Genomic DNA, 23,002 nt, shown 5'->3' on the forward strand with positions numbered 1-23,002 from the left:
GGTATCTGACACATGGCATTCGCATACGACAAAGACGCCAGCGGCATCGTGACTTTCACCATGGATATGGATGGCCCTGTAAACGCGATGAACAGCGCCTTTCTGCCCTTGTTCCGCGACACGATGGACCGGATCGAAGCTGAAGATGGCTTGAAAGGAGTCATCTGGACTTCGGCAAAGGAAACCTTCTTTGCGGGCGGCGACCTGAACATGCTTAAGTCGGTCACCCCGGATGGCGTCGAAGCGCTCTTTGAAAGCGTAGAGGGCACCAAAGCTGTCATGCGGCGGATGGAAAAGCTGCCGGTTCCGGTTGTGGCCGCGATCAACGGTGCGGCGCTTGACGGTGGATATGAGCTGTGCTTGGCTTGCAACTATCGCATCGCCGCCGACAATCCAAAATCCAAGATCGGCCTGCCCGAGGTCACGCTCGGCCTGTTGCCCGGCGGTGGCGGAACGGTGCGCCTGACATGGTTGCTGGGTTTGGAGGCAGCTATGCCGTTTCTTTTGGAAGGCCGTCAGGTCTCACCCGCAAAGGCGTTGACTGCTGGGTTGGTGCACGAGGTCGTTGCCCCTGACCAGCTTTTGGATCGCGCAAAAGAGTACATCCTATCGGTTCAGGGCGACCCCTCCGCTGTCACGCAGCCTTGGGACACTAAAGGCTACAAAATCCCCGGTGGCCCGTCGGCTTCGCCCAAGAACGCGCCTCGGATTGCAGGTGCGGCTGCGATGCTGTTCAAAAAGACTAGGGGATTGCTGCCCGGACCCGCACGCATTCTGGACATCATGACCGAAGCGGCAGGTCGCGTCGATTTCGATACCGCACAGCGTTACGAAAGCCGCCGTTTCGCTTCTCTGGCGCCGAAGCCATCAACCAAGAATATGATCGAGACCTTGTTCTTCGGTATGAACAAGGTGAATGGCGGTGCCTCGCGCCCTAAGGACATTCCACGCTCGAAAGTAGAGCGTCTGGGCATTCTGGGCGCAGGAATGATGGGTCAGGGTATCGCTTACTCGGCAGCTATGGCGGGGATTCCGGTGGTTCTGAAGGACATGACGCTGGAAGCAGCCGATCGTGGCAAGGCCTATACCGAGAAGCTGTTGAACAAGCGCGTCGACAAAGATCGGATGACCCCTGAAGAACGCGACGCGGTTCTGGCTCTGATTACACCGACCGACAAGGCCGAGGACATCAAGGGCTGTGATCTGATCATCGAAGCGGTATTTGAACGTATTGATGTCAAGAATGCGGTTCTGGCTGAGCACCAGGATCTTTTGGCCAATGGTGGATTTTGGGGCTCAAACACTTCGACTCTGCCGATCACACGTCTGGCCGAGGGCTCGTCGCGTCCAGAAAACTTTGTCGGCCTGCACTTCTTTTCACCGGTCGACAAGATGCCATTACTTGAAATCATCGCGGGCGACAAAACATCGGACGAAACCCTTGCACGCGCCTTTGACTTTGCGCGCCAGATCAAAAAGACACCGATCATCGTGGGCGACAAAACCGGGTTCTACACGTCCCGCACCATTGGAACCAAGATATTGGAGGCTGTGCAACTCGTCGCAGAAGGACAAGACCCCGTGCGTGTTGATAACCTGTCCCGCTTGACGGGGATGCCCACGGGCATGTTGTCCCTGTTGGACGAAGTCCAGTTGAAATTGATCCATGACATCTACACCACGCAAGTCGGTATGGGCCTTGTGGACCCGGCGGATGAGGCGACGCCCGAAGCCCGAAACATGATTGCCGAACTTGTTACCGACCATGACCGCAAAGGCCGTGCGACCGGCAAGGGGTTCTATGACTATACCGCCCAAGGCAAGGAGATCTGGCCAGGTTTGACAGCGTGGCGCAAAGAAGATGCGGTTCTGCCCGACCAGGACATTCAGGATCGCATCATGTTCCGGGCAGTTCTGGAAACTCTGAGCTGTCTGGAAGAAGGCGTTTTGCGTTCAGTCGCCGACGGGAATGTTGGTTCAATCCTGGGTATTGGCGCGCCTGTCCACACGGGCGGTTACATCCAGTTCGTCAACACTTATGGCCTGGGCCGCTTTGTTGAACGGTGCGAGGAATTGGCCCAACATTACGGCGAGCGGTTTACTCCTCCAGAGATCTTGAAGTGGCACGCGGCGAAGCAGTTGGAATTCCACTGAACAGGGTTGTGGAAACGGTAAGAGGGCTACCCTCTTACCGCCTTTTCCATGTACAAGTGCACCCTGCGTTTAGGATTGAATTTGCATCGCCGTTGATAGCCCAAAGTCGCCAATCTGGCGCACGGTGCACGACAGACAGCGGCCGGTTGAGAAGAACCTACGATTGAAAGCGTCCGCACCGTATTCCAGCTCTTCAGGGGTCATCTGTTTGGGCTGGAAGACCGCATGAGAGCCATCATAATCCCCCCAATCATCCGACAACAACCGCCCTTCGGCTTCCAACTGTTTGTACATTCGTGATCCGGGGAATGGGATGGCGATCGCGGCTGCCGTACTGTCCACGCCGATGTCGTGATACAGGTCTGCGGTCTTTGTGAAGATGTCCGGTCCGTGTTCGTCAAATCCCAGAATGGCCGCGCTGTCGACAATGATGCCGCGTTTATGGATGCGGGCGATCTGCTCTTTCAGATTCTCCGGCTTGACAAAGCCCTTACCCGCGCGTTTCAGCGCGGCTTTGTCCACGGTTTCAATCCCAATCAAAAGGTATTTGCACCCTGAACTTGCCGCGGCATCCAACAGTTCCTCGTCATCGGCGATACGGATCGTTGTTTCACCGACCCAACTGATCCCCAGCGGTTCAATGGCCCGGAACAATTCCAGCGCATAGTCGCGGTCTTCAGTCAGGTGGTCGGCATGCAGTTCGACCCAATCAGTCTCCATTGCTTCAAGCTCGGCAACGATGTCCGGGATCGGGCGGTATCGCGTTTTGCCCAGCATTCCCGGTATCAGACAAAAACTGCAGTTATGTTTGCATCCCCTACTCACCAAAACGGACCATTCCCAGCCATAATCCTTGGCGGTTATGAGGTTTGTGGGGTAAGGGTTCAGTTTGCTCAAATCTGCGGGTGTGCCAGAATACCTGGGCTTTAGTTCACCCTTCTTCGCGTCGGCCAAAAACTCTTCCCAGATGTTTTCGCATTCACCGGTGATCACGGTGTCGGCATAGTTTTTGGCTTCTTCTGGCAAGAAGGTTGCATGCAGACCGCCGATTGCAACCTGAATACCCCTGCTTTTTAGGGCATGCGCGATGTCGTACCCCCGGTTTGCGTCTGGGGTTGAAAAGAAGATGACAACAACATCAGCGGTAATTCTCTGCGGGTCGCATTTATTCAGAACTTCGTCGAACAATTCAATCTCAACCCAATCCGGCGTTGCTGCGGCCGCGGAGAATATGCTTTGCGGAGGGCCGCCCCTAACAGATTTGTAGGCCTTGAAATCACTTTCAGCGGAGGCTTTGATCAAACAGAGTTTCATGGTCTGCTCCTGAGCAATGGTTGAAATCCGGCCAGATTGAAATGCGCATTCGGCGAGGTTCTCTCGGCGAACAATTTAACTGTCCAAAAAGCCAATAAATATGTACAGGCGCGATTTCAATAGGTCGCGGGAAAGAAAAACCGTAAGCGATACCTGTCAGCCTGAGCCTTGAATTGCATTATCATCTTCGACAACCTAATGTGCGCCGACTCAAGATTCGAGGACAGTATGGACATCTGGTTTTATGTTGGGCTTGGCCTGCTTTTGTGGGCTATCCGTGACTTGGTTTTTGGCTCCACATACTTGTGGGAGCGTGTGACACGCGCAGACAACCCGGGGAAATATTGGGCATGTGTGCTGCTTTGGATCGGGATCGCGCTGGCTATCCTTCTTACCTCTCCGACCACTTACTACCTGTTATCCTGACAGGTGGAGTCGCGCCTGTGATGCACAAAACAAAAAACGCGCGGCTGTGGCGCTGAATGTCGAGCTTACAATATTAGAAAGTTGGTGCGGGTGGAGGGACTTGAACCCCCACGCCTTGCGGCGCCAGAACCTAAATCTGAATCCAAGGGATTTTTCGGGGTAAGTTGTGACATTTTCCAGAATAGGTCCGCGATATATAAGCCATTACTTTTTATTCATATTTTAAGTTTTCTTGGGCTTTGCCTTGCTTTCACCGAATTCTGCTACCAAACCTGATTTTTGCGATATGCGCGTAGCAGGATTGTAGCAGAACCACATTTTGGAGGAAAAGTTGGGGGACAGGGTCAAACTAACCAAAGCGGTGATCGACCGACTTGACCACGAGAAAGACGGACAGTGGGTCACGGACACAGAGGTACCGGAACTATTGGTCAGGCTTACGCCTACCGCAAAGACATTCGTTGCCCGCTGGACGTCCAAGATAGACGGAAAGCGCAAACAGGAAAAAATCGAGAAGGTTGGAACAATAAGCGTTGCCGAGGCTCGCGACCGTGCCCGCAAGCTGGTCGCAGATGACAACTTTTCGACGGTCGAAACCTTGGCGGACGTCTTTAAGGTTTGGGACGAACACTATTCGTCGCTGATAGGTGAGCGACACGCCAACGACATGCGCAGCGCGTGGGTAAAGCACATCGGGCCAGACCTAGGCAAAACGAAGCTGTCCCGCCTCAGCAACGCCACCCTGCAAGAGTGGTACAACAAGAAACTGCATGAATATCCGTTGACCCCGTCCGGAAAACCACGCGCCAAACCGTACTCGCCGGACACAGTACGGCGATGGGTCTCATATGTTTCGAAGCTATGCACCATTGCGCGAAAACGAGGCGACATGATTGCGAACCCCGTCGAGACGGTGGAAATGAAAGCACGAACTGTGCGTGTCGCGGTCTTTACACGCGAGGACATGAAAAACTTGGCCGACCAAATAAAAGTGGCGCAGGATGACTATCCTGTGGGGGTCGCCTTGCTCCGCTTTTTGATGATCTTCCCGTGTCGGGGAGAAGAAGCACGAGAAATGGAATGGGCAGACCTTGATCTAGACGCGGGAACTTGGACCATTCCCGCTGAACGCTACAAGACGCGGCAAGACAAAGTGTTTCCTCTCGGGCCGCTTCAAATTGACCTTCTGCGTTCCCTGCCCCGCTGGTCGGACAAGTACGTTTTTCCAAGACCGTCTGCCTACGGCATCGGGAAGACCCGGAAACCATTGAACAAGCCAGCCGACGAACTTCCGGTGACGAAGAATCATCAAATATTGGTTTGGAAAAAAGTCCGCCCGAAACCGTTGGGGGCGCATACACTGCGCAAAACACTGGGCACGTTGTATCTCAACGATGGAATGCCGCTCGAAGTGGTCTCCAAGCTTCTCGGACACTCAAATACCCAAACAACACAAAGAGCCTACGCCCATTTGTCCCCCTCGACCGCAGCAAAGTATTTAGCGATGTGGAGCGGGATCGTTGAAGACGATGAACCGCAAATGGACGGCGACGATGAAATGCTTGCCATGCTTAGGTTTCAAGCCGCGCTATCTGACGCTAGTCGCCGGTGAAGAAGCTCGCGCCGAGCTTCAGCCTCGGCAAATGAGGATTGCGCCAAGCATGTTGGATTGAACCGCAGTTTATCGCGTATGAGGAGAAGACCTTTCTTCCGCTCTCGCCTTGTTCTAGAGTGACCAAAAACAACGGGAGAACAGTGATTTGTCCGGCACGAGCGACCGAAAAAGTGATTTAGAATTTGCGGCTGACCTCTTCAAAGCCGCCGACAAGCTGCGGGGCAACCTAGAACCTTCTGAGTACAAGCATGTCGCGCTGGGCCTGATCTTCCTGAAGTATATCTCGGATGCCTTCGACGCGCTCCATGCGAGGCTGAGTGAGGAGGATGGGGCAGACCCAGAAGACCCGGACGAATACCTCGCCGAGAACGTGTTTTGGGTCCCGAAGGAGGCGCGCTGGTCCTACCTGCAGGCAAATGCCAAGCGATCAGAAATCCAGCTTGAGGACGGCAAGAAGGTCGATATAGGCGGACTAATCGACCGGGCCATGGAGGCCATCGAAAACGTCCCCAGCAACGAAAGCCTGAAAGGTGTTCTTCCGAAGAACTACGGTCGCCCGACTCTGAATAAGATCATGCTGGGCGAGCTGATTGACCTCTTTTCCAACATCCCCATGCACGATGGCGGCGCGAAGGACTTGTTGGGGCGTGTCTACGAATACTTCCTGTCTGGTTTTGCTTCGACTGAAGGCAAGCGCGGTGGAGAATTCTTCACGCCGCGCTCTGTAGTCCGCACGTTGGTCGACATGCTCGAACCCTACGAGGGCCGCGTTTATGACCCTTGCTGCGGCTCTGGCGGGATGTTCGTGCAGTCTGAGAAGTTCATCGAAGACCACGGCGGGCGGCGGGATGCAATCTCCGTCTATGGGCAGGAAATCAACCACACGACGTGGCGTTTGGCTAAGATGAATCTCGCCGTTCAGGGGATCGATGCGGACATCCGCTGGAACAACGAGGGCAGTTTTCACCGAGACGAACTGCCTGATCTGCGCGCCGACTTCATCCTCGCCAACCCGCCGTTCAACATATCCGACTGGGGCGGTGAGCGGCTGCGCGACGATGGGCGCTGGAAGTTCGGCGTGCCGCCGGTGGGCAACGCAAACTTCGCGTGGTTGCAGCACATCTACCATCACCTTGCCCCGCGCGGCACGGCGGGTGTGGTGCTCGCCAACGGCTCTATGTCGTCGCAGCAATCGGGCGAAGGCGACATCCGTACAGCGATGATCAAAGCCGACGCCATCGATGCTATGGTCGCCTTGCCGGGGCAGTTGTTCTACTCGACGCAAATCCCGGCCTGCCTGTGGATTCTGGCCAAGGACAAGAGCGCCAACGGACACCGCGACCGACGCGGCGAAATCCTGTTCATCGATGCGCGCGACCTTGGCTACATGGTCGACCGCGTCCGGCGCGAGTTCCGGGAAGAGGACATCGCGAAGATTGCCGGAGCCTACCATCGCTGGCGCAACAAGGACCACGAAGAGGCGTACGAGGACATCCCCGGCTTCTGCAAATCCGTGCCCATCGAAGAGGTTAGCGAAGGCGGCAATGTACTGACACCCGGTCGATATGTTGGTTCTGCCTCTGTCAGAGACGACGACGCAGTCTTTGAGGAACGCTTCGCAGCGCTCAGACAATCACTCTCCGAACAGTTCGCAGCCAGCCACGAGTTGGAGGACCTGATCAACCGCGCGATTTCATCGGTGGAAACCGATGGCTGAGTGGAACGATACAACACTCGGCGAGTTCATCAGCCTTCAACGTGGTCATGACCTGCCTACGACGACCCGTGAGAAAGGTGACATACCGGTAATGGGCTCGTTTGGCGTCACTGGCAGCCACTCCGTAGCCCGTGCAAAAGGACCAGGTGTCACGGTTGGCCGAAGCGGAGCTTCCATCGGCGTTGTCAGCTATGTTGATGTGGACTACTGGCCATTGAATACCTGCCTTTTTGCGACTGATTTCCACGGCAACAACCCCCGCTTTGCCTACTACTTCTTGCAGACGCTCGACCTTGCCTCCCACAATTCAGGTAGCGCCCAGCCATCGCTGAACCGCAACTACATCGCACCCATTCGCATCTCCGTCCCTGACCGCGACACTCAGGATGACATCGCTGGTTTCCTTGGGTGCGTCGACGACAAGATCGAACTGAACCGGCGGATGAACGAGACGTTGGAGTCGATGGCGCAGGCGATCTTCCGGGATTGGTTCGTCGATTTCGGCCCCACCCGGCGTAAGATGGAAGGCGCAACCGACCCCGTCGTCATCCTCGGCGGCCTGATCCCCATCCCCGAAAAAGCCGCCCCCCTCGCCACCCTTTTCTCCGCCACGCTCGGGGACGACGGTTTGCCGGAGGGGTGGTCGCAGAAGTCGCTGGATGAAATAGCGGAACAAGAAAAGGCGTCCGTCAAACCGCAAGACGCACCCGACGAACTGTTCGAGCATTTCAGCATCCCAGCTTTCGATTCCGGCAAATCGCCAGCGATGGACCTTGGGGAGACGATCAGGAGCAACAAGACGTTGATTCCTGAAGGCGCGGTTCTACTGTCGAAGCTCAACCCTGAAATCCAACGGGTATGGCTCCCACGCAAGAAGGATGAGCACCGCCAGATTTGCTCGACCGAATTTCTCGTCTACACGCCGCGAGAACCATTTGGGCCAGCGTACCTGTATTCGCAGTTCTCCGAGAGAGGCTTTCGCAATCTGCTCGCGGGAATGGTGACCGGCACGTCGAAGAGCCACCAACGGGTAGCACCAAAGGCGCTCGCCACTCGACTTGTTGTGGCACCAGACAAAGGCCCCGTTCGCGCATTCGAGGAAATCGCAGCATCGCTGCTTGATCGGGCGCTTCACAATCAAGCAGAGAACAACACCCTCGCCGCGACCCGTGACCTTCTCATGCCAAAGTTGATGTCCGGCGAAGTCCGCCTTCGTGAGGCGGAGGCCATTGCCTGATGTTCTGCCCGTCCGGTCACTGCCTCTGCCGTACGTTGCAGAACCAGTCCACGCAGGTCTGGAACGACCTTCAGGACGCAGAAATGCTTGGTTCGCCCTATCACGAAGACACGGTCACGCAGTCGCTCGCACTGCACCTGAATCGTCATCATCCGGCGGAAAACCGGGTGCATGTCTTCACCGGGCCAAGGAAAGAGAGCCGTAACGGCTCGGATTTCATATGGCTTCTCTTCGACGCTAGCCTGAGCCGTTATGTTCCGGTCGCTGTTCAAGCCAAGCGGCTATACCCCAGTGGGCGCTATGACGCCTTCAAGGCTCATCAGGTCGGCAAGATTACAACCTACGCCAAGGTAATCGGCGGGTTTCCGATCTACCTTTTGTACAACTACCCGCCCATGGTTTCTGGGCTGTGGAAGATTTGGTCCAGCCGACGCAGTGATTGGCCCGTAACCGCTTTGGATTACCCGCGCGACCTCGGTTTGACCTATGTCCACGCCCAATTTGTCTCTGGCATTGGTGACGGGAAACTTCAGCCATCAGATATCGCTGCCACCTGCTTTCCCATGTGGACGCCGTTTTGCCAGTGCCAAGTGGCCAGCTCCAGTGATCCCTTAGAGAACATCTGGGAAGCCTTCACGTTGTGGTCAAAGCTCATTGAAACCATGCCGGATGGACCGCAGGAGACGCCTCAACTCCTGATGCAATGGAAACAAGGCGGTGAAGTCAGCGAAGACGGTTTGCGGGACGTAATGAGACTGCCTCCAAGTGAAGACGACGAAGGATTCGCTCCGTCTTTCATGCTTGGTACCACTTTGGGTGGCCCGCGATGAAGCAAGATTGGTACCCCGGCATCAAAGCCTTTTGTGACCATTGGAGCCACGCTCCGATGCTCAAGCAAACGCTTGAGTCGCTGGAACTGCAATTCGATGAAGAGAACGATGGCTGCATCGATGCTGCCAAGGCAATTGTTGAATGCGCTTGTCAGGTCCTGATTGCTGAGTTGGATGATCCAACGAATCCGATCAAGGAATGGAAAGACAGTCCAATCAAAGCGGACCAACCCGGATTCAAGGATTGGATCAGCGCCGCCTTTCGCCTGATGCGCCTTGTCGAAGGCAAAGGTGACCCATTCAGTAAGGTCATTTCTCAGCACTATAAGATGACTGATGCTCTGGGTGAGTTTCGCAATACAGCCGGTCCACTCAGCCATGGCAAGAATGGGTTTGCCCAACGGCTGAGCGCGCATCATCGCCGCTCGGCTCTTCTTGCGGCAGATGCCTTGGTTACCTTTCTGCACGCTTCATATCTCGAACGAACCCCTGACCCAGTCCGAACGCTTGAGCCCTACGAACGCTTCGGCGAGGCGAACGAGAAGATCGACTACGCGTCAGCGTTCCGCGTCGTCTCCGCCGAAAACGGATCGCTTGACCTCGAAATACTCGTCGGAGACGACGAGCGAATTCCGATTTCAGTCACCCCGTCATTATTGCTTTTTGGCGTTGATCGTGAGGCTTACAAACTGGCGCAGAACGCGACCGCCTCGGTCGAGATATTACCCGAGGAGGTTGAAGAATGACGATAAACGAGGACATGGTCGAACAAGTTGTCCTATCGACCTTGGAGGGGCTTGGATACACGCGGCTTGGCGCTGACGAGGCTTCGCCTGATGGAAGCGCTCCTGAGCGTGACACCTACCATGAGGTTGTGCTTGAAGACCGCTTGCTTGCCGCCGCACAGCGCCTGAACCCTACCATCCCACAAGACGCAATTGATGATGCGCTAAGAACTCTTCAACGCCGAGAGACACCCAGTCTCGTGGAAGAGAACCGACGGGTTCACCAAATGCTTGTATACGGGATCGATGTCGAGTTCCCAACGGAAGACGGTACCATCCGTGGCGACAAAGTCTGGCTGATCGATTTCACCGAACCCGTGAAAAATGACTGGGTCGTGACGAACCAGTTCACCGTGGTGGAAGGCAAGTGTAACCGACGCCCTGATGTGGTGGTCTTCGTGAACGGCCTGCCCATCGCGGTTGTCGAATTGAAAAACGCGGCAGGTGAGAATGCGACCGTCGAAGCCGCGTTCGACCAACTACAAACTTACAAGGCTCAGATTCCTTCGCTCTTCCGCACCAACGGTGTATTGGTTGTCTCAGACGGTCTCACAGCAAGAGTGGGCTCGCTCACTGCAGATCAGGAACGCTTCATGCCGTGGCGGTCGGTTACGGGCGAACATGGCGATTATACACCCAGCGGACCGCATGAACTCGACACGCTCTTGCGCGGTGTATTCGACCAGAAGCATCTCTTGTCGCTCATACGAGACTTCACCGTGTTTGCGGACAAGGGCGATGGGCCCTTCAAGATCGTTGGCGGGTATCACCAGTTCTTCGGCGCGACGAAGGCTTTGACGAGCGCGATTGAGGCCTCTTCGCCCAATGGTGACCGGCGCATTGGCGTAATCTGGCACACTCAAGGATCGGGCAAGAGCCTCTTGATGGCTTTCCTTGGCGGGCTCCTCGTGCGTTCAAAGGAATTGGAAAACCCGACGCTATTGGTTCTGACCGACCGGAACGATCTTGATGACCAGCTTTTCGGTACCTTCGGGATGTGCAAGGATTTGATCCGCCAGACCCCAGAGCAAGCCGACAGCCGAGACGAACTGCGACGGCTTCTCCAACGTTCGAGCGGCGGCGTGATCTTCACGACTACGCAGAAATTCGCGCCCGAGCGAGGCGAAGAACGGTTCCCGGAACTTACCGACCGGAACAATGTGATTGTCATCGCTGACGAGGCCCACCGGAGCCAATATGGCTTCGATGCAAAACTCGACGAGAAGACGGGGGTTAGGCGCTACGGGCATGCACATTATGTCCGACAAGCCCTGCCAAATGCATCGTTCATCGGCTTTACCGGCACCCCAATTGAGGGAGCCGACAAGAGTACCCGCGCGGTCTTCGGCGAGGACATCGATGTCTACGATATCACCCGTGCGGTCGAAGACGGTGCGACTGTTCCAATCTACTACGAAAGTCGGCTGGCTCGCATCGAACTTGATGCCGACCAGAAACCGCTCATCGACTCAGAGATTGAACAGATCCTCGAAGACAGCAGCCTGAGCGAACAGGAAAAGGCAAAGGCTAAATGGGCGAGCGTTGAAGCACTAGTCGGCGCTGACAAGCGAATGCGTCAGGTAGCGTCCGACTTGGTCGAACACCTAGAAGCCCGTCTTGAGGGGATGAGTGGGAAAGCAATGGCGGTTTGCATGAGCCGCCGAATTTGCGTGTCTCTCTATAAGCACATCATCGAACTCAGGCCAGATTGGCATTCGGAAGACGACACCAAGGGGGCAATTAAGATCGTGATGACCGGTTCGGCGTCCGATCCGCTAGACTGGCAACCTCATATCCGCAACAAAAAGGGGCGCGACGATCTTGCGAAACGCGCTCGCGACCCCGACGACCCGCTGAAGCTTGTGATCGTACGTGACATGTGGCTGACCGGTTTCGACGCACCATGCATGCACACCATGTATGTCGACAAACCGATGCGAGGGCACAACCTCATGCAGGCCATCGCGCGCGTAAACAGGGTGTTCCGCGATAAGCCGGGTGGTTTGATCGTCGACTACATCGGCATTTTCCAGAACCTGAAGAATGCGCTTGCCGAGTATTCAGAGTCCGACCAAGACCGGACCGGCATTGATGAGGAACAAGCGATTGCCGTTCTGGCAGAGAAGTTGGATGTCGTTAGAGGCATGTTCCATGGGCTTGACTACTCGTTAGGTATAGTGGGGGAACCCGCAGAACGGCTTGTAGCTCTTGCTGATGCTGCAGACTGGGTGCTCAAGAAACAGAATGAAGCTGCCGCGCGCGCCGAAGGTGAAGATGCGAAGAGCAAGGAACGCCAGCGTTTTCAGTTGACGGTGGTTGAACTTGGCAAAGCCTTCGCCTTGGCATCGGCGAGCGACTTCGCTCGAGATGTGAAGGAAGTGGTCGGGTTCTTCCAAGCAGTTCGTTCTGCAATCGTGAAGTCTTCACCCAGCGCGAAGTTGAACTCGAGGTCAAAGCAATTTGCAATAGAGCAGCTTATCGACGCTTCGGTCTCGAATGCCGAAATCGTCGACATACTGTCTGCAGCCGGTCTTCAATCCCCGGACCTATCCATCCTGTCTGACGAGTTCCTCATGGAAATGCAGAACATGGACCGGAAGAACCTTGCTCTTGATGCTCTTCAAAAGCTGCTGAACGGCGAGATCAAAAGCCGGGCAAAGCGGAATGTCGTCCAATCAAAGGCATTTTCGGAAAGACTAGAAGAGGCAGTCGCTCGATATCACTCGAACGCGATTTCCACAGTCGAGATGATCCAAGAACTGATCAATTTGGCAAAGGAAATCAAATCGGCGTCGGACCGAGGTGCGGAAGAAGGCCTGTCGGATGACGAACTAGCTTTTTATGATGCTCTCGCGCAGAACCAAAGCGCTGTAGAGGTGATGGGGAACGAACAGCTCCGCATCATCGCCCACGAACTGCTAGAAAACATGAAGTCAAACGCGACTGTCGACTGGCACAAGAAAGAAAGCGCCAGAGCCAAGATGCGTATTCTTGTCAGACGCATCTTGAAAAAGTTCGGCTACCCTCCCGATTTGGCGAAAGCGGCAGTAAGGACTGTTATCGCGCAAGCAGAAGCGGTTCTTTCAGATACTGCCTAGTTCTCCCTAAGACATATTTCCGAAAGGCAACTGACGTGAACAAAACAGTTTACAAGAAAATCGATTACGACCTGTCTGGTCTGATCTCCGATATCAAGATCGGGGATATTGCACTGCCGGAGCTCCAGCGTCCGTTTGTCTGGAAGAACTCGAAGGTACGAAACCTTTTCGACTCGATGTATCGGGGCTTTCCTGTCGGATTTTTCCTTTTTTGGGAGCCTTCGGTAGTTGAGGGGGCACGAGCGATTGGTACGGACGGCAAGCAGAAAACGCCTCGTCTGTTGGTGGTGGACGGCCAGCAAAGGCTAACGTCCCTCTACGCAGTAATGACTGGCACGCCTGTAATTCGTGAAGGTTATGATGCTGAGAAGATCGAAATTGGCTTCAATCCTTTGCAAGAAAAGTTCGAAGTAGCTGATGCAACGACGCGGAACAATCGACAATTCCTTCCCAATATCTCCGTAATCTGGGACCCAGATGCAGACTTCGATGACTTAAAAGACGAGTACTTTTCACGACTGACCGAAGTTCAGGAGCTTTCCGACGAAGACCGAAAACGCGCGCGTGCCGCTCTGAACCGACTGGAAAAACTTAGTTCCTACCCATTCACCGCGTTGGAATTGACGGCGAACGTGGATGAAGAGCAGGTCTCGGAGGTCTTCGTTCGGATCAACTCCGAGGGCAAGAAGCTCAATCAAGCCGACTTTATTCTGACACTGATGTCGGTGTTCTGGGACGACGGGCGCGCGGAGCTTGAGAAATTTTGCCGAGATGCGCGGGTTCCAGCAACGTCTAAGGCATCGCCATTCAACTATTTGATGCAACCTGATCCGGATCAGCTATTGCGGGTTTCTGTCGGCGTCGCATTTCGGCGCGCTCGCTTGCAATATGTCTATTCGATCCTGCGTGGCAAAGACTTGGAGACAGAAGAATTTAGCGACGAACGGCGCGAAGAGCAATTTGAGAAACTCAAGGATGCACAAGCGCGGGTCCTGAACCTGCAATATTGGCACGATTTCCTCAAGGCGATTAGGTTTGCTGGGTACAAGAGTCACAAGATGATCAGTTCGCAAAACGCCGTGCTGTTCGCCTACATCCTCTACCTACTCGGTCGAACAGAGTTGAAATTCGATGAGCCAGAGCTTCGACGTCTAATCGCCAAGTGGTTCTTTGTAACAGCACTAACCGGTCGATTTACAAGCTCCCCGGAGTCCAAGATGGAAGCGGACTTGGCAAAGTTGCGCGCAGTCGAAACTAAAGAACAGTTCAAGACCGTCTTGGACCAGATTTGTGGTGCTATCACCACAAACGATTACTGGAAGATTACGCTTCCTACAGAACTAGCTACATCTTCGGCGCGCAGCCCTTCAATGTTCGCCTACTTCGCGTCACTTACGATCTTGGACGCGAACGTTCTATTCTCTGAACAGAAGGTTTCGGAACTATTGGACACGTCCACCAAAGAACCGCGCTCGCCGATTGAGCGTCACCACCTCTTCCCGCGCGCGTATCTGGATTCAATAGGACGCACCACAACACCCCAAAAGAACCAGATCGCTAACTATTCTCTCGTAGAATGGGGGGACAACTCAAAGATCGCAGACAGCGCGCCTGTCGATTACCTGCCGGACTTGGAGTCTCGTTTCGCGAAGAAAGACTTGGAGCGGATGTTCTACTGGCACGCGTTGCCAGACGGGTGGGCGAATATGGAGTACGAAGACTTTCTTCGCGAGCGTCGTGAAATGATCGCGACCGTAGTTCAGGACGCCTATGCACGCTTTGACAAAGGGGCAATGGGCCAATCCCAAGAGGAACAAAAGGACATCGCCGAACTGATCTCAGAGGGCGAGAATGGCGCAACTGAATTCAAGTCAACACTTCGCAAAAATCTTCACACGGGCGAAAACGACGTTCGCATGGAAAATTCTGCCCTCAAGACGATTGTTGGTTTTCTCAACTCGAAAGGCGGCGGAACGCTATTTATCGGCGTGACAGATGACGGTGTTGCCCTTGGAGTTGAGGCCGACTCGTTCAAGAATGAAGATAAAATGTACCTGCACTTGAACAATCTGATCAAAGACCGGATAGGGGCGAAGCACATGCTCTATATCCATCCACACTTCGACGATTATGAAGAAAAGCGCGTTCTTGTTGTGGAATGCCTTCCTGCACGCTCACCGGTCTATCTCAAAGAGGGCAACGAAGAACGTTTCTATATCCGTTCAGTCGCGGCAACAGTGGAGCTGAAAGGTGGCCAAGCACAGGATTTTATAGCGCAGCGCTTTTGATTGTGCCGTGTTGAAGCTTCCCACTCGCCAGAAACTGCAACCTTTTTTTCGTGAGTTGGTCCAGTTAGTAGAAACAGGTACAGAAATGGAATGTGGCCCCCTCCCCATCCCCCGTAAGGGGCCCCAGATGCCGTATTCGAGAGGCCAATCATCACATCATATTGATCAAAATTGCCAAAATAGGCAAAGCAGCAATGTCGCGAATAAAAGAGCAAATGGATCAAACCGCATGCTCCTACATTCCCCAACGTTGTAAAGCGGCCTCTGCGGCCTCTGGTTCGTCACGGATGCGTAGAACTGCTTGGCGGGATAGATTGGTCTCACGAGCGATGGCGCTGACCGTATGAGCCTTCTTTGCCAACATGGATTGCACCGCGTTGAAGCTCTGTCGATCAAAGCTGGGCTTCTTGCCTCTATATTTCCGAGGCGCATCGGCTGACGCCTTGGCGTGGGCGATACCTGCCCGCCGCGCTTCCTTCTTGGCTGTGGCGTCAGCTTCTGCCAGCGCGGCCATGAAGCCGAGTATCGCATTGCGTGAGGCTTTCTGCGTCGGGTCGGTTAGTTTGTGGTCAGCCTCAAACGTCATGCCGTTGATGACGGTGGAAACGGTCACGCCCCTTTTGTTGAAGGTCTCGATCACCTCTTTCACGTCTTCATAGTCACGTCCTAGTCTATCGACCCAACGCACGAGAAGCGTATCGCCCGGCTGCAACAGATCATAAAGCCTACGGCCTTGGTCGCGTTCCTTGAGGCGCGTCGAGACACCCGAGACACCATGATCGGTAATGACATTTTGGTCTTCGATATCGAAACCGGCCTCTCTAGCCTGTATAAGTTGGTGTTCACTGGTTTGTTCGGCTGTAGACACGCGCATGTAGAGAACAGTTTTGGGGGTTGGAGTCATTTTCTGGCCTCGTGCGTCCGTAAGGGTTCTATCCTTTTATACATGTGTCCGATGATGATTCGCAATCCTTACGGACACCACCTTCAAGGTATTGCAGATTGTCCGCAGGGGTATAGCCTTATGGACAAAAATGCGGAAACGCTTAGGCCAACGGTTCGCGACAAAGATCGCATCAAAGACGCTTCGCCGACAAAAACAGCGCCGTTAAATGCTCACGTCAGTGTCGATCAGACTTACACCCTTGCAAAAATAGGAGTCGCTCATTTCAAAACCGGCGATGGTCAAAAGTGCTAGCTTTTATCTTTGCTTCAGTGCTTTTTCTGGTTGAACTGAACGCAGAACCCGGGATTACGATGCGCGATTTGATTAACAAAACCTAAATACAACCGTACGCCAATAGTTGCGAACGGCTCGCAGAGGGCTGCTGAGAATAGATTCATGGAGGCCAAATAATTCGCTCGGCGCGAGCCGGTCGAAACTAAAGGTTGGGTTTCGCTTAGAGCGATCCATTTGTTGTAAATGTTGTTGTTGTTGGAAGGAAACGAACCACTACCAATGCCACCGCGCGCCCCTCCATCGGCGCAAAGAGGGGCGCGCGGAAATGCTTGCGGCTACACCGAACCTTGCAACACAACAACGTTTGCAACAATCCAGTGAAATCAGAGGCTTGACCTAACCCGACTTACAACGAGCCGCAACAGGCTCGATCAAATTCGACGGGCGTCCCCATGAGGACACCCCCAAACGCGCCTCGACCATCCCCCGGATCACGCTCAAGCCCGGCAGGTGGTACATGGGCGTATTGAACGAAAACGGCTGCCACATGTACTCGGCACCCCCTCCACCTTCATCAAGCACCCGGCGCTCCCCCGATGCCCGTGCCGCCTTGGGCTTATCCAGCTCTTCCCGAAACAGCCGCTTCCAGACGGCGCTAGCAGGCCGCATGTCGCTTTCATGACGCCCAGCGAACGACCTGACCCAATGATCTACCGCCCTCGCTGGAATCCGGTTTTCTCCATCATCTGAGAGGAAGATACGGAAAGTCTCGACGCCTTCCTTCCACTCAAAAACACCATCCTCCAGCATCGCGAGAAACTGCTTATCGGAATCCCTGAGGCCATCCGCCCACATCTGCTTGCGGTGAACCGTTTCAGGGGCAAGGCGAACGTCATCCCATTCGAACCCGGCTGACGCCGGGTCGTACTCTTCCAGCTCCTTCAGGAAGGCCTGCATCGCCTCTCCTGCGATGTGGTCATACAACTCCTTAAAGTATTCCTTGTCGCCCATCTTGGCCTTGGAAACCTTGAGCACGAGAAAGCGCATCTCGCTGTTGTTGCCTTCAATCCGGACCGGCACGTCATGGTTGCTGTCGAAGATCAAGCGGTAGTAGACGGTGACCACAATTGACTGAACGCCCTTGGCTTCGACACGCTGCTTTTCAAGGGTGATCATTCCCTTCAGACGGTCGGCGACCTCGGCGCTCTTGCCGAATACGGCCTCTTCAGAAATCACGGCAAGAGACGTTGCCAGCGCGGGACCGGCGAACGTGCCAACAACATGGTTTGGGTCAATCAGAGTGGTGTTGTACGGATAAGTCAGGCGGCGAATGATTTCGCCGAACGTCCCCTTTCCCGTACGACCGTCCCCGTACATCACAAGTGCCGTGCCGGGGCGTTCCCACGGGCGCTGCACCATGTGCGCGAGATAGAGGAAGAGCCACTTGTAGGTTTCTTCGTTCCCGTCGCAGATGATATACTTGAGGAACCACCTGATTGGTCCGGCGTCGCCCTCCGCGGATTCCAGACTGAACCGGCTGGAGTCGAAGAGGTTAATTTCGTTCGAGCGGTCGGGTTCTGACGGGTCGAACACGACGCGGGTATGCCGCTTCGCTTCACCCCACCACCGGTCAACGGGATTGACCCACTTAAAAGCCTTACCTTCCCCTTCAGGCCAGCTCTCGTGTGCATAGAACTGCTTCAATGAGTCCTTGGTCCAGAACTCAAGCAGGTCATCGCCCGCTTCAAGCGCATCCCTATCTACGGTCCGGAATACAAGAGTCTTGCCCTTGTAGTTGCAAACCGCAAACCGCGCACTGAGGGATTCCAGCTTCTGTTCCGGCGTGTGGCCCAGAGGGTCGGACGGATCGAGGGAAAGAACGAAATTTTCTGCGACTTCTGAAACACGCGTGTTATTCTGCTTGGCCTTCCAGTCTTCGAGGTAGGCTTCACCTGCCTTGCTGTGCCGCTCGCGTTCCTTCTTCGTGCCGCCGATCAGCTCCTCAAGCTTTTCGCGAGCACCTTCCTTGTTCTTGGCCCAGATCACGCCTGCGTAAAGCGAAGCGATGGCGTCGTCGTCCAGTTCTCCAATGGCATCGTATGCCACTTCCACTGCCTTCGCCGTCCGCAGCTTTGATACCGGTCGAAGAATTCCGTAGTCATAGATGCTGGGGGCCGAGTCGTCGGGATAAAAAATCGGATCACACAGCAAGGCCGAGAGTGACTGGCAACCGTCCGGAAGGTCGATCTGTTCCTCGATCAGTCGCAGGAAGTCGCAGGTATAGATGCCGTCGCAGTGGTCATGGTGACAATATACCGTCGCGCCACTATCAGCGTTAGGACCGTCAATTGCCCATGCGGTTTCACCAGTTCCTTCGCTGTGTGCACCCGCGTTGGGGCACGCAATTTCGAAACCCTCGCCAGCATCGCCCAGCACGTCCCAGCCCAGCATTTCGAGGAAGTCACGAAGGAGGAAATCGCTTCCATGCTCGCGCCACCACGCCAAAAGGTCGAAGCCATCTGACAGGAATGCAGGTTCACCCTTTACACCCTCGTTCCCAACCTGAGCGCCTGACGGCGCGCGGCGGGTGTACTTGCTTACGTCCCCGACGGGCATGTCGTCCAACGCCAGCCCGCGCCCCGCAATGACGTAATGTTTGAACTCGGCGCCCTTCGGACGCGCAGGCATGTACATAAGCTGCGAGGGGAGACGCCCCCGCGCGTCGATTTCACCGGGGATCAGATGTTCGCACAGGCCGATATAACGGGACTGCCATTCGGCATAACGCGCATTCCAGTCCTCGCCGAACTCGAAAGGTTCCGCCAGAGGAATGATAACCCGGAAACGGTCGCTCCCCGGTCCGCCCTTAGTCGTGTGCGAATGGGTCGTGTAAACGACAGCGAAAACACCAAGCTCGCGCAGGCGAGCAATCACCGGCTCTGCACTGCACCCACCGTCCACGTCGATTGCGACGGCGTAGACGGTCCGCAGCTTGTTCTTGAGCTTGTACATGTACCGGAACGTCTGGCCATCAATGCTGACGGTCTTTCCGGTCCAGTCGGACTCGGCGAAGAAAATCGCATGCCCGCCCTTATCCGCCCGTTCGGGATGGGTGGTCATCATCTTCACTACGTCGCCCCACGTACCCTCGAACCGCACCCACTTGTCGCCCAAGACGCGCGGCGCGCGGTCGGTCACGCCCACCACCGCTGGAGAATTCAAGAGCGCATCACAATCGGGGGCCTTAAGATTACCGATCACGGTGGCCTGTCCGATGCGCGTCAGCGCAGGACGGGTGAGTCGGATTACGTTTCCGTCGGGGTGATGATCGTACATCCACAAGGGCGGCTCGGGCCGGTCCGGGTAGTCGCTGTCCCACCCGTGATGCCATTCTGCGAAGTCCACTAACTCCCCGGCGGTCAGTTCCAATCCGGCAGCGAGATACGGGTTGTCGAAGTTTTCTGCTACGTGCTTTGCCACTGTCTGTTTCTCCTATGCAGCTTGGTTAGCGTTTCATTGGTTCGGCTCCTTACATTGGTTGGCGTGGCCCGCGTCACGCGGGCCTTCACCAGACGCGATCTGCGTCAGTTCGCGCAGTTCGCCGTTCCCGGTGGGGCCAACTCTTCGACCTTGGCGGCGAGGCGGCGCAGTTCTTCGTCGCGTTCGTCCGATGCGTGCTTTTCCGCAGTCTCCTTGATCATGTTCGTGACCAAGATCAGGGCCGTGTCGCGGTCGTTCATGTGTTCGCCTCCCTTTTTGAGATGACCGCAAACTAGCCGGGGCCACGATCACGGGCAACGGGCCAAAGTATTAAGTGATTGAATGAATTTAATAATTCAGCTTGAAGCCAAATTTACCTGCCGCACATGAGGTACCATGGCACCTCTTTTCTGCTCCAAGCTGAGCTTCTGCGATAACGTAATGTTACGACCTGAAACAATCAGGACGCTAATGCCAACGCGACAGGCCGCGCGGCACCATCATCAAGGGGCCACGATGCCCCTTCGGAGATGGGCCGGTAGTCATCAAGAATAGTTTCGCAGATCGATTCCAGCGTCTCCCAGTCGGTAACCTTGGTAAGCGGGTGCGTCCCCTTGCCGACGATCCATTCGCCACCTTCGGCAGGCACCCATCCCGTACGCAGAAATACGCGGCGAGCGAGACGGCTATCGTCATCGCAGCAGCGTGCGGCGAACTCGGCGAAACGCACACGGAAACCGTCGGTCTGGTATCGCTTCAAACGGTGGATGATGTTGCCCAGCAACATAGCAAGCTCAGAGGCCAGAAGCTTCTCGGCGGGCGTGTCTTCGATGGTCATATTTCTATTTCTCCATAGGAGGTGATTTGTGGTGATCGGATACAGACGGCGGCGAAACTTTCACGCAAAACCTGCACTGCGGGCGCCGACGCCTTTTCTACCGGGGAGCAAGACGTTCGGCCCTATCCCCCAAATTCGTCTTCAAGGCTTGCCGCAATTGCTCGCTCAATCGCGGGGCAGCTCTGCCGGAACGTCGCATAATCCGAACAAGCCAGCCGAGCGGCGTGCCAGAGCTGACAACGGCGCCAATACCGCGTCAGCGCAAGTCGAGTGTCAGGCACCCCCATGTCCATATCCCTTGGCGATTTCGTGCTCGAAGCGCTGGGCGACCTGCTCTGATACGTAAAGGTCCAGCTTGCCTTCATCGCGCGCCATTGCCATCTTTCGAGCGCGCGGAATTTCCGCCAGAACCTCATTCTTCAATCGCTCTCGCAGGTCGTCGTCAGATGCTGCCAGCGAGCGCTGCGACAGTTCGCAACCGCTTACCGCGTCGCATACCCAGCGCGCCCAACCGCCCACTTCTGACGGCAGCTCTGCCACCGTGGCACCTTCAAGATGTGCAAGCACTTCCGGGCGCAAGATCACCTCCCGGACAAGCTTCTCTGCCATCATGGGCGAGAGGCGATTTCCGTACTCCCGCGCCAGTGACAACGCCATATTCTGCCGGACCTTTTCCAGCTTTTCAGCCTGCGGCTGCGTGAGGCCGCGCTCCAGATTTTCGATGCGATTCAGGTCGTAGGTGCCCATGGGTAGTTCCCCTTCTTGAAAAGTGAGCGAATGTAGAAAGTGTCGGTGAATCCTGCGTCCTTGGCGCGAGGAAGAACTACACTGATTGCGTAAAGCTTCTCCCAGCCACCGCCCTTCGCGCTGGGCGAAGCAAAGGCGCAGGGAAGCGGATAAGGTCGGTTAAGAAGACGTCTAGCGGCGTGATACGAGATGCCGAGAGCCTCCCCGACCTGACTCGTACTGAGCATGTCAGGCCTCATATCTTGTTGGTGGAAGAAAGCGCCCCCGGCGCTTGGGACAGCATCCCCGATGCTGGCCTGTGAGCATATGATACCATAGGAACGATGTCCGACAAAACCTGAACGGTTAAACGGTTCATGCCATTTGCAATGCTATTTGCATGATGCGGCTTGTCCTGCCTTGGGATGCAAAAGGGCCGCCGTTAGGGCTGCAGGCCTTCCCGCTGAAGCTGCTCTAAGAAACTTAGGTGACGAGCGCCGCTACAGTCGTGAATCGAGGGGCAGCCATGCTGCTACAGCAGCTACGCCTTGCGTAGCAGAATTGTAGCAGTAGCAAGTTTTCCGGAAGGGCCGATACTCTAAGAATTTATTTTTTCTTTTTTATCTCAATGTGGTGCGGGTGGAGGGACTTGAACCCCCACGCCTTGCGGCGCCAGAACCTAAATCTGGTGCGTCTACCAATTTCGCCACACCCGCAACTCTGACACGCGGTGCCAGAATGACGCGCTGAATAGCAAAGCTTGCGACGGAGTGCGAGAGGTAAAATGAGGTCGCGCTCAAGATTATTGATTACGTTGCGGCAACAGATATTTGCGGTCGGACTGGCGTGGCTACGACCCGAAATCGTAACAGGCTCAAGGCGGTTTTCCGGCCTTGGGTCTGGGCTTAGTGCTGGTTTCTAGAATGCGGTAGCTGGCTGAAACGGTAGAAGAAAAGACCTTTCTATAACGTGTGACTGCCGGATCTATTGTTGAAGAAGTAGAGACATTGGCATTTTATTATCCATAAATTAAAAACGCCTTTACGTTGAGTAAGCATGTTTGCAACCGTCAGATTGGGCAGATTCAACAATATGTCCCTAAGGGGTCCCCAGAGTAAAATAAAGGAAGGTTCAGCATTTTCTTGACGGTACAACCTCAAGCCGCGCGTCACGAAAATTAATTTATTTTCAACTAACTACCATTCCAATATCGACAATACAGAACTGCGTCACCTGTCGGTCAACCATAACCATATGCAAAACCACGGTACGGCCACCGAAGTCTTTGGCTTTGAATGATTTCTCGCTTTGGTT

General features: G+C 55.0%; 15 protein-coding genes and 1 tRNA gene. 9 read left to right on the forward strand and 7 right to left on the reverse strand.

The window, feature by feature from the left end; all coding sequences use genetic code 11:
- The first annotated feature begins 12 nt into the window (after positions 1 to 12).
- Positions 13 to 2,154 carry a 3-hydroxyacyl-CoA dehydrogenase NAD-binding domain-containing protein gene (locus ACR0MV_RS06955; RefSeq protein WP_480701544.1) on the forward strand — a complete coding sequence of 714 codons (2,142 nt, stop codon included), beginning with the start codon at positions 13 to 15 and terminating at the stop codon, positions 2,152 to 2,154.
- A gap of 69 nt (positions 2,155 to 2,223) precedes the next feature.
- Here the strand turns inward: ACR0MV_RS06955 and ACR0MV_RS06960 are convergent, their stop codons facing one another.
- Positions 2,224 to 3,468 (reverse strand): B12-binding domain-containing radical SAM protein, encoded by a 1,245-nt coding sequence (locus ACR0MV_RS06960; protein ID WP_480701545.1) that lies wholly within the window; start codon positions 3,466 to 3,468, stop codon positions 2,224 to 2,226.
- A gap of 228 nt (positions 3,469 to 3,696) precedes the next feature.
- Here ACR0MV_RS06960 and ACR0MV_RS06965 point away from each other — a divergent pair, with 228 nt between their 5' ends.
- From ACR0MV_RS06965 to ACR0MV_RS07000, 8 genes are all read left to right on the forward strand, one after another.
- Positions 3,697 to 3,894 (forward strand): hypothetical protein, encoded by a 198-nt coding sequence (locus ACR0MV_RS06965; RefSeq protein ID WP_480701546.1) that lies wholly within the window; start codon positions 3,697 to 3,699, stop codon positions 3,892 to 3,894.
- A 331-nt stretch (positions 3,895 to 4,225) separates the two neighbouring features.
- Complete coding sequence (locus tag ACR0MV_RS06970) at positions 4,226 to 5,506, forward strand: tyrosine-type recombinase/integrase (RefSeq protein ID WP_480701547.1); 1,281 nt, start codon at positions 4,226 to 4,228, stop codon at positions 5,504 to 5,506.
- A gap of 148 nt (positions 5,507 to 5,654) precedes the next feature.
- The gene (locus ACR0MV_RS06975) at positions 5,655 to 7,226 is read left to right on the forward strand and encodes a type I restriction-modification system subunit M (protein WP_480701548.1); all 1,572 of its coding nucleotides are present in this window, start codon (positions 5,655 to 5,657) and stop codon (positions 7,224 to 7,226) included.
- Positions 7,219 to 8,463 (forward strand): restriction endonuclease subunit S, encoded by a 1,245-nt coding sequence (locus tag ACR0MV_RS06980; RefSeq protein ID WP_480701549.1) that lies wholly within the window; start codon positions 7,219 to 7,221, stop codon positions 8,461 to 8,463. The genes ACR0MV_RS06975 and ACR0MV_RS06980 overlap by 8 nt, the downstream gene beginning before the upstream one ends.
- A gap of 83 nt (positions 8,464 to 8,546) precedes the next feature.
- Positions 8,547 to 9,293 carry a hypothetical protein gene (locus ACR0MV_RS06985; protein ID WP_480701550.1) on the forward strand — a complete coding sequence of 249 codons (747 nt, stop codon included), beginning with the start codon at positions 8,547 to 8,549 and terminating at the stop codon, positions 9,291 to 9,293.
- A complete protein-coding gene (locus tag ACR0MV_RS06990; RefSeq protein WP_170559940.1) occupies positions 9,290 to 10,039 on the forward strand; it encodes an abortive infection family protein in 750 nt (249 codons plus the stop codon). Before ACR0MV_RS06985 ends, ACR0MV_RS06990 begins: the two co-directional genes overlap by 4 nt.
- Positions 10,036 to 13,176 carry a type I restriction endonuclease subunit R gene (locus ACR0MV_RS06995; RefSeq protein ID WP_480701551.1) on the forward strand — a complete coding sequence of 1,047 codons (3,141 nt, stop codon included), beginning with the start codon at positions 10,036 to 10,038 and terminating at the stop codon, positions 13,174 to 13,176. The genes ACR0MV_RS06990 and ACR0MV_RS06995 overlap by 4 nt, the downstream gene beginning before the upstream one ends.
- 35 nt (positions 13,177 to 13,211) lie before the next feature.
- A complete protein-coding gene (locus ACR0MV_RS07000) occupies positions 13,212 to 15,464 on the forward strand; it encodes a GmrSD restriction endonuclease domain-containing protein (protein ID WP_480701552.1) in 2,253 nt (750 codons plus the stop codon).
- 235 nt (positions 15,465 to 15,699) lie between these two features.
- Here the strand turns inward: ACR0MV_RS07000 and ACR0MV_RS07005 are convergent, their stop codons facing one another.
- From ACR0MV_RS07005 to ACR0MV_RS07030, 6 genes are all read right to left on the reverse strand, one after another.
- The gene (locus ACR0MV_RS07005) at positions 15,700 to 16,368 is read right to left on the reverse strand and encodes a recombinase family protein (protein ID WP_480701553.1); all 669 of its coding nucleotides are present in this window, start codon (positions 16,366 to 16,368) and stop codon (positions 15,700 to 15,702) included.
- A gap of 672 nt (positions 16,369 to 17,040) precedes the next feature.
- Positions 17,041 to 20,124: a DUF5906 domain-containing protein gene (locus tag ACR0MV_RS07010; protein WP_480701554.1), complete on the reverse strand. Its 3,084-nt coding sequence runs from the start codon at positions 20,122 to 20,124 to the stop codon at positions 17,041 to 17,043.
- Positions 20,125 to 20,228: 104 nt separating this feature from the next.
- Positions 20,229 to 20,384, reverse strand: a complete 156-nt coding sequence (locus ACR0MV_RS07015) for a hypothetical protein (RefSeq protein WP_480701555.1) — start codon at positions 20,382 to 20,384, stop codon at positions 20,229 to 20,231.
- A gap of 200 nt (positions 20,385 to 20,584) precedes the next feature.
- The gene (locus ACR0MV_RS07020; protein WP_480701556.1) at positions 20,585 to 20,962 is read right to left on the reverse strand and encodes a hypothetical protein; all 378 of its coding nucleotides are present in this window, start codon (positions 20,960 to 20,962) and stop codon (positions 20,585 to 20,587) included.
- Between the two features lie 273 nt (positions 20,963 to 21,235).
- Positions 21,236 to 21,709 (reverse strand): hypothetical protein, encoded by a 474-nt coding sequence (locus ACR0MV_RS07025; RefSeq protein ID WP_480701557.1) that lies wholly within the window; start codon positions 21,707 to 21,709, stop codon positions 21,236 to 21,238.
- Between the two features lie 610 nt (positions 21,710 to 22,319).
- Positions 22,320 to 22,404: transfer RNA gene (locus ACR0MV_RS07030), tRNA-Leu, on the reverse strand.
- Positions 22,405 to 23,002 lie beyond the last annotated feature (598 nt).

The organism is Ruegeria sp. BC3, assembly GCF_056539265.1.

Excerpts from the sequence above, each read along its gene's own strand:
- ACR0MV_RS06955 (WP_480701544.1), top strand. The coding sequence starts at position 13 with ATGGCATTCGCATACGACAAAGACGCCAGCGGCATCGTGACTTTCACC.
- ACR0MV_RS06960 (WP_480701545.1), bottom strand. The coding sequence starts at position 3,468 with ATGAAACTCTGTTTGATCAAAGCCTCCGCTGAAAGTGATTTCAAGGCC.
- ACR0MV_RS06965 (WP_480701546.1), top strand. The coding sequence starts at position 3,697 with ATGGACATCTGGTTTTATGTTGGGCTTGGCCTGCTTTTGTGGGCTATC.
- ACR0MV_RS06980 (WP_480701549.1), top strand. The coding sequence starts at position 7,219 with ATGGCTGAGTGGAACGATACAACACTCGGCGAGTTCATCAGCCTTCAA.
- ACR0MV_RS06985 (WP_480701550.1), top strand. The coding sequence starts at position 8,547 with ATGCTTGGTTCGCCCTATCACGAAGACACGGTCACGCAGTCGCTCGCA.
- ACR0MV_RS06990 (WP_170559940.1), top strand. The coding sequence starts at position 9,290 with ATGAAGCAAGATTGGTACCCCGGCATCAAAGCCTTTTGTGACCATTGG.
- ACR0MV_RS06995 (WP_480701551.1), top strand. The coding sequence starts at position 10,036 with ATGACGATAAACGAGGACATGGTCGAACAAGTTGTCCTATCGACCTTG.
- ACR0MV_RS07005 (WP_480701553.1), bottom strand. The coding sequence starts at position 16,368 with ATGACTCCAACCCCCAAAACTGTTCTCTACATGCGCGTGTCTACAGCC.
- ACR0MV_RS07015 (WP_480701555.1), bottom strand. The coding sequence starts at position 20,384 with ATGAACGACCGCGACACGGCCCTGATCTTGGTCACGAACATGATCAAG.
- ACR0MV_RS07020 (WP_480701556.1), bottom strand. The coding sequence starts at position 20,962 with ATGACCATCGAAGACACGCCCGCCGAGAAGCTTCTGGCCTCTGAGCTT.
- ACR0MV_RS07025 (WP_480701557.1), bottom strand. The coding sequence starts at position 21,709 with ATGGGCACCTACGACCTGAATCGCATCGAAAATCTGGAGCGCGGCCTC.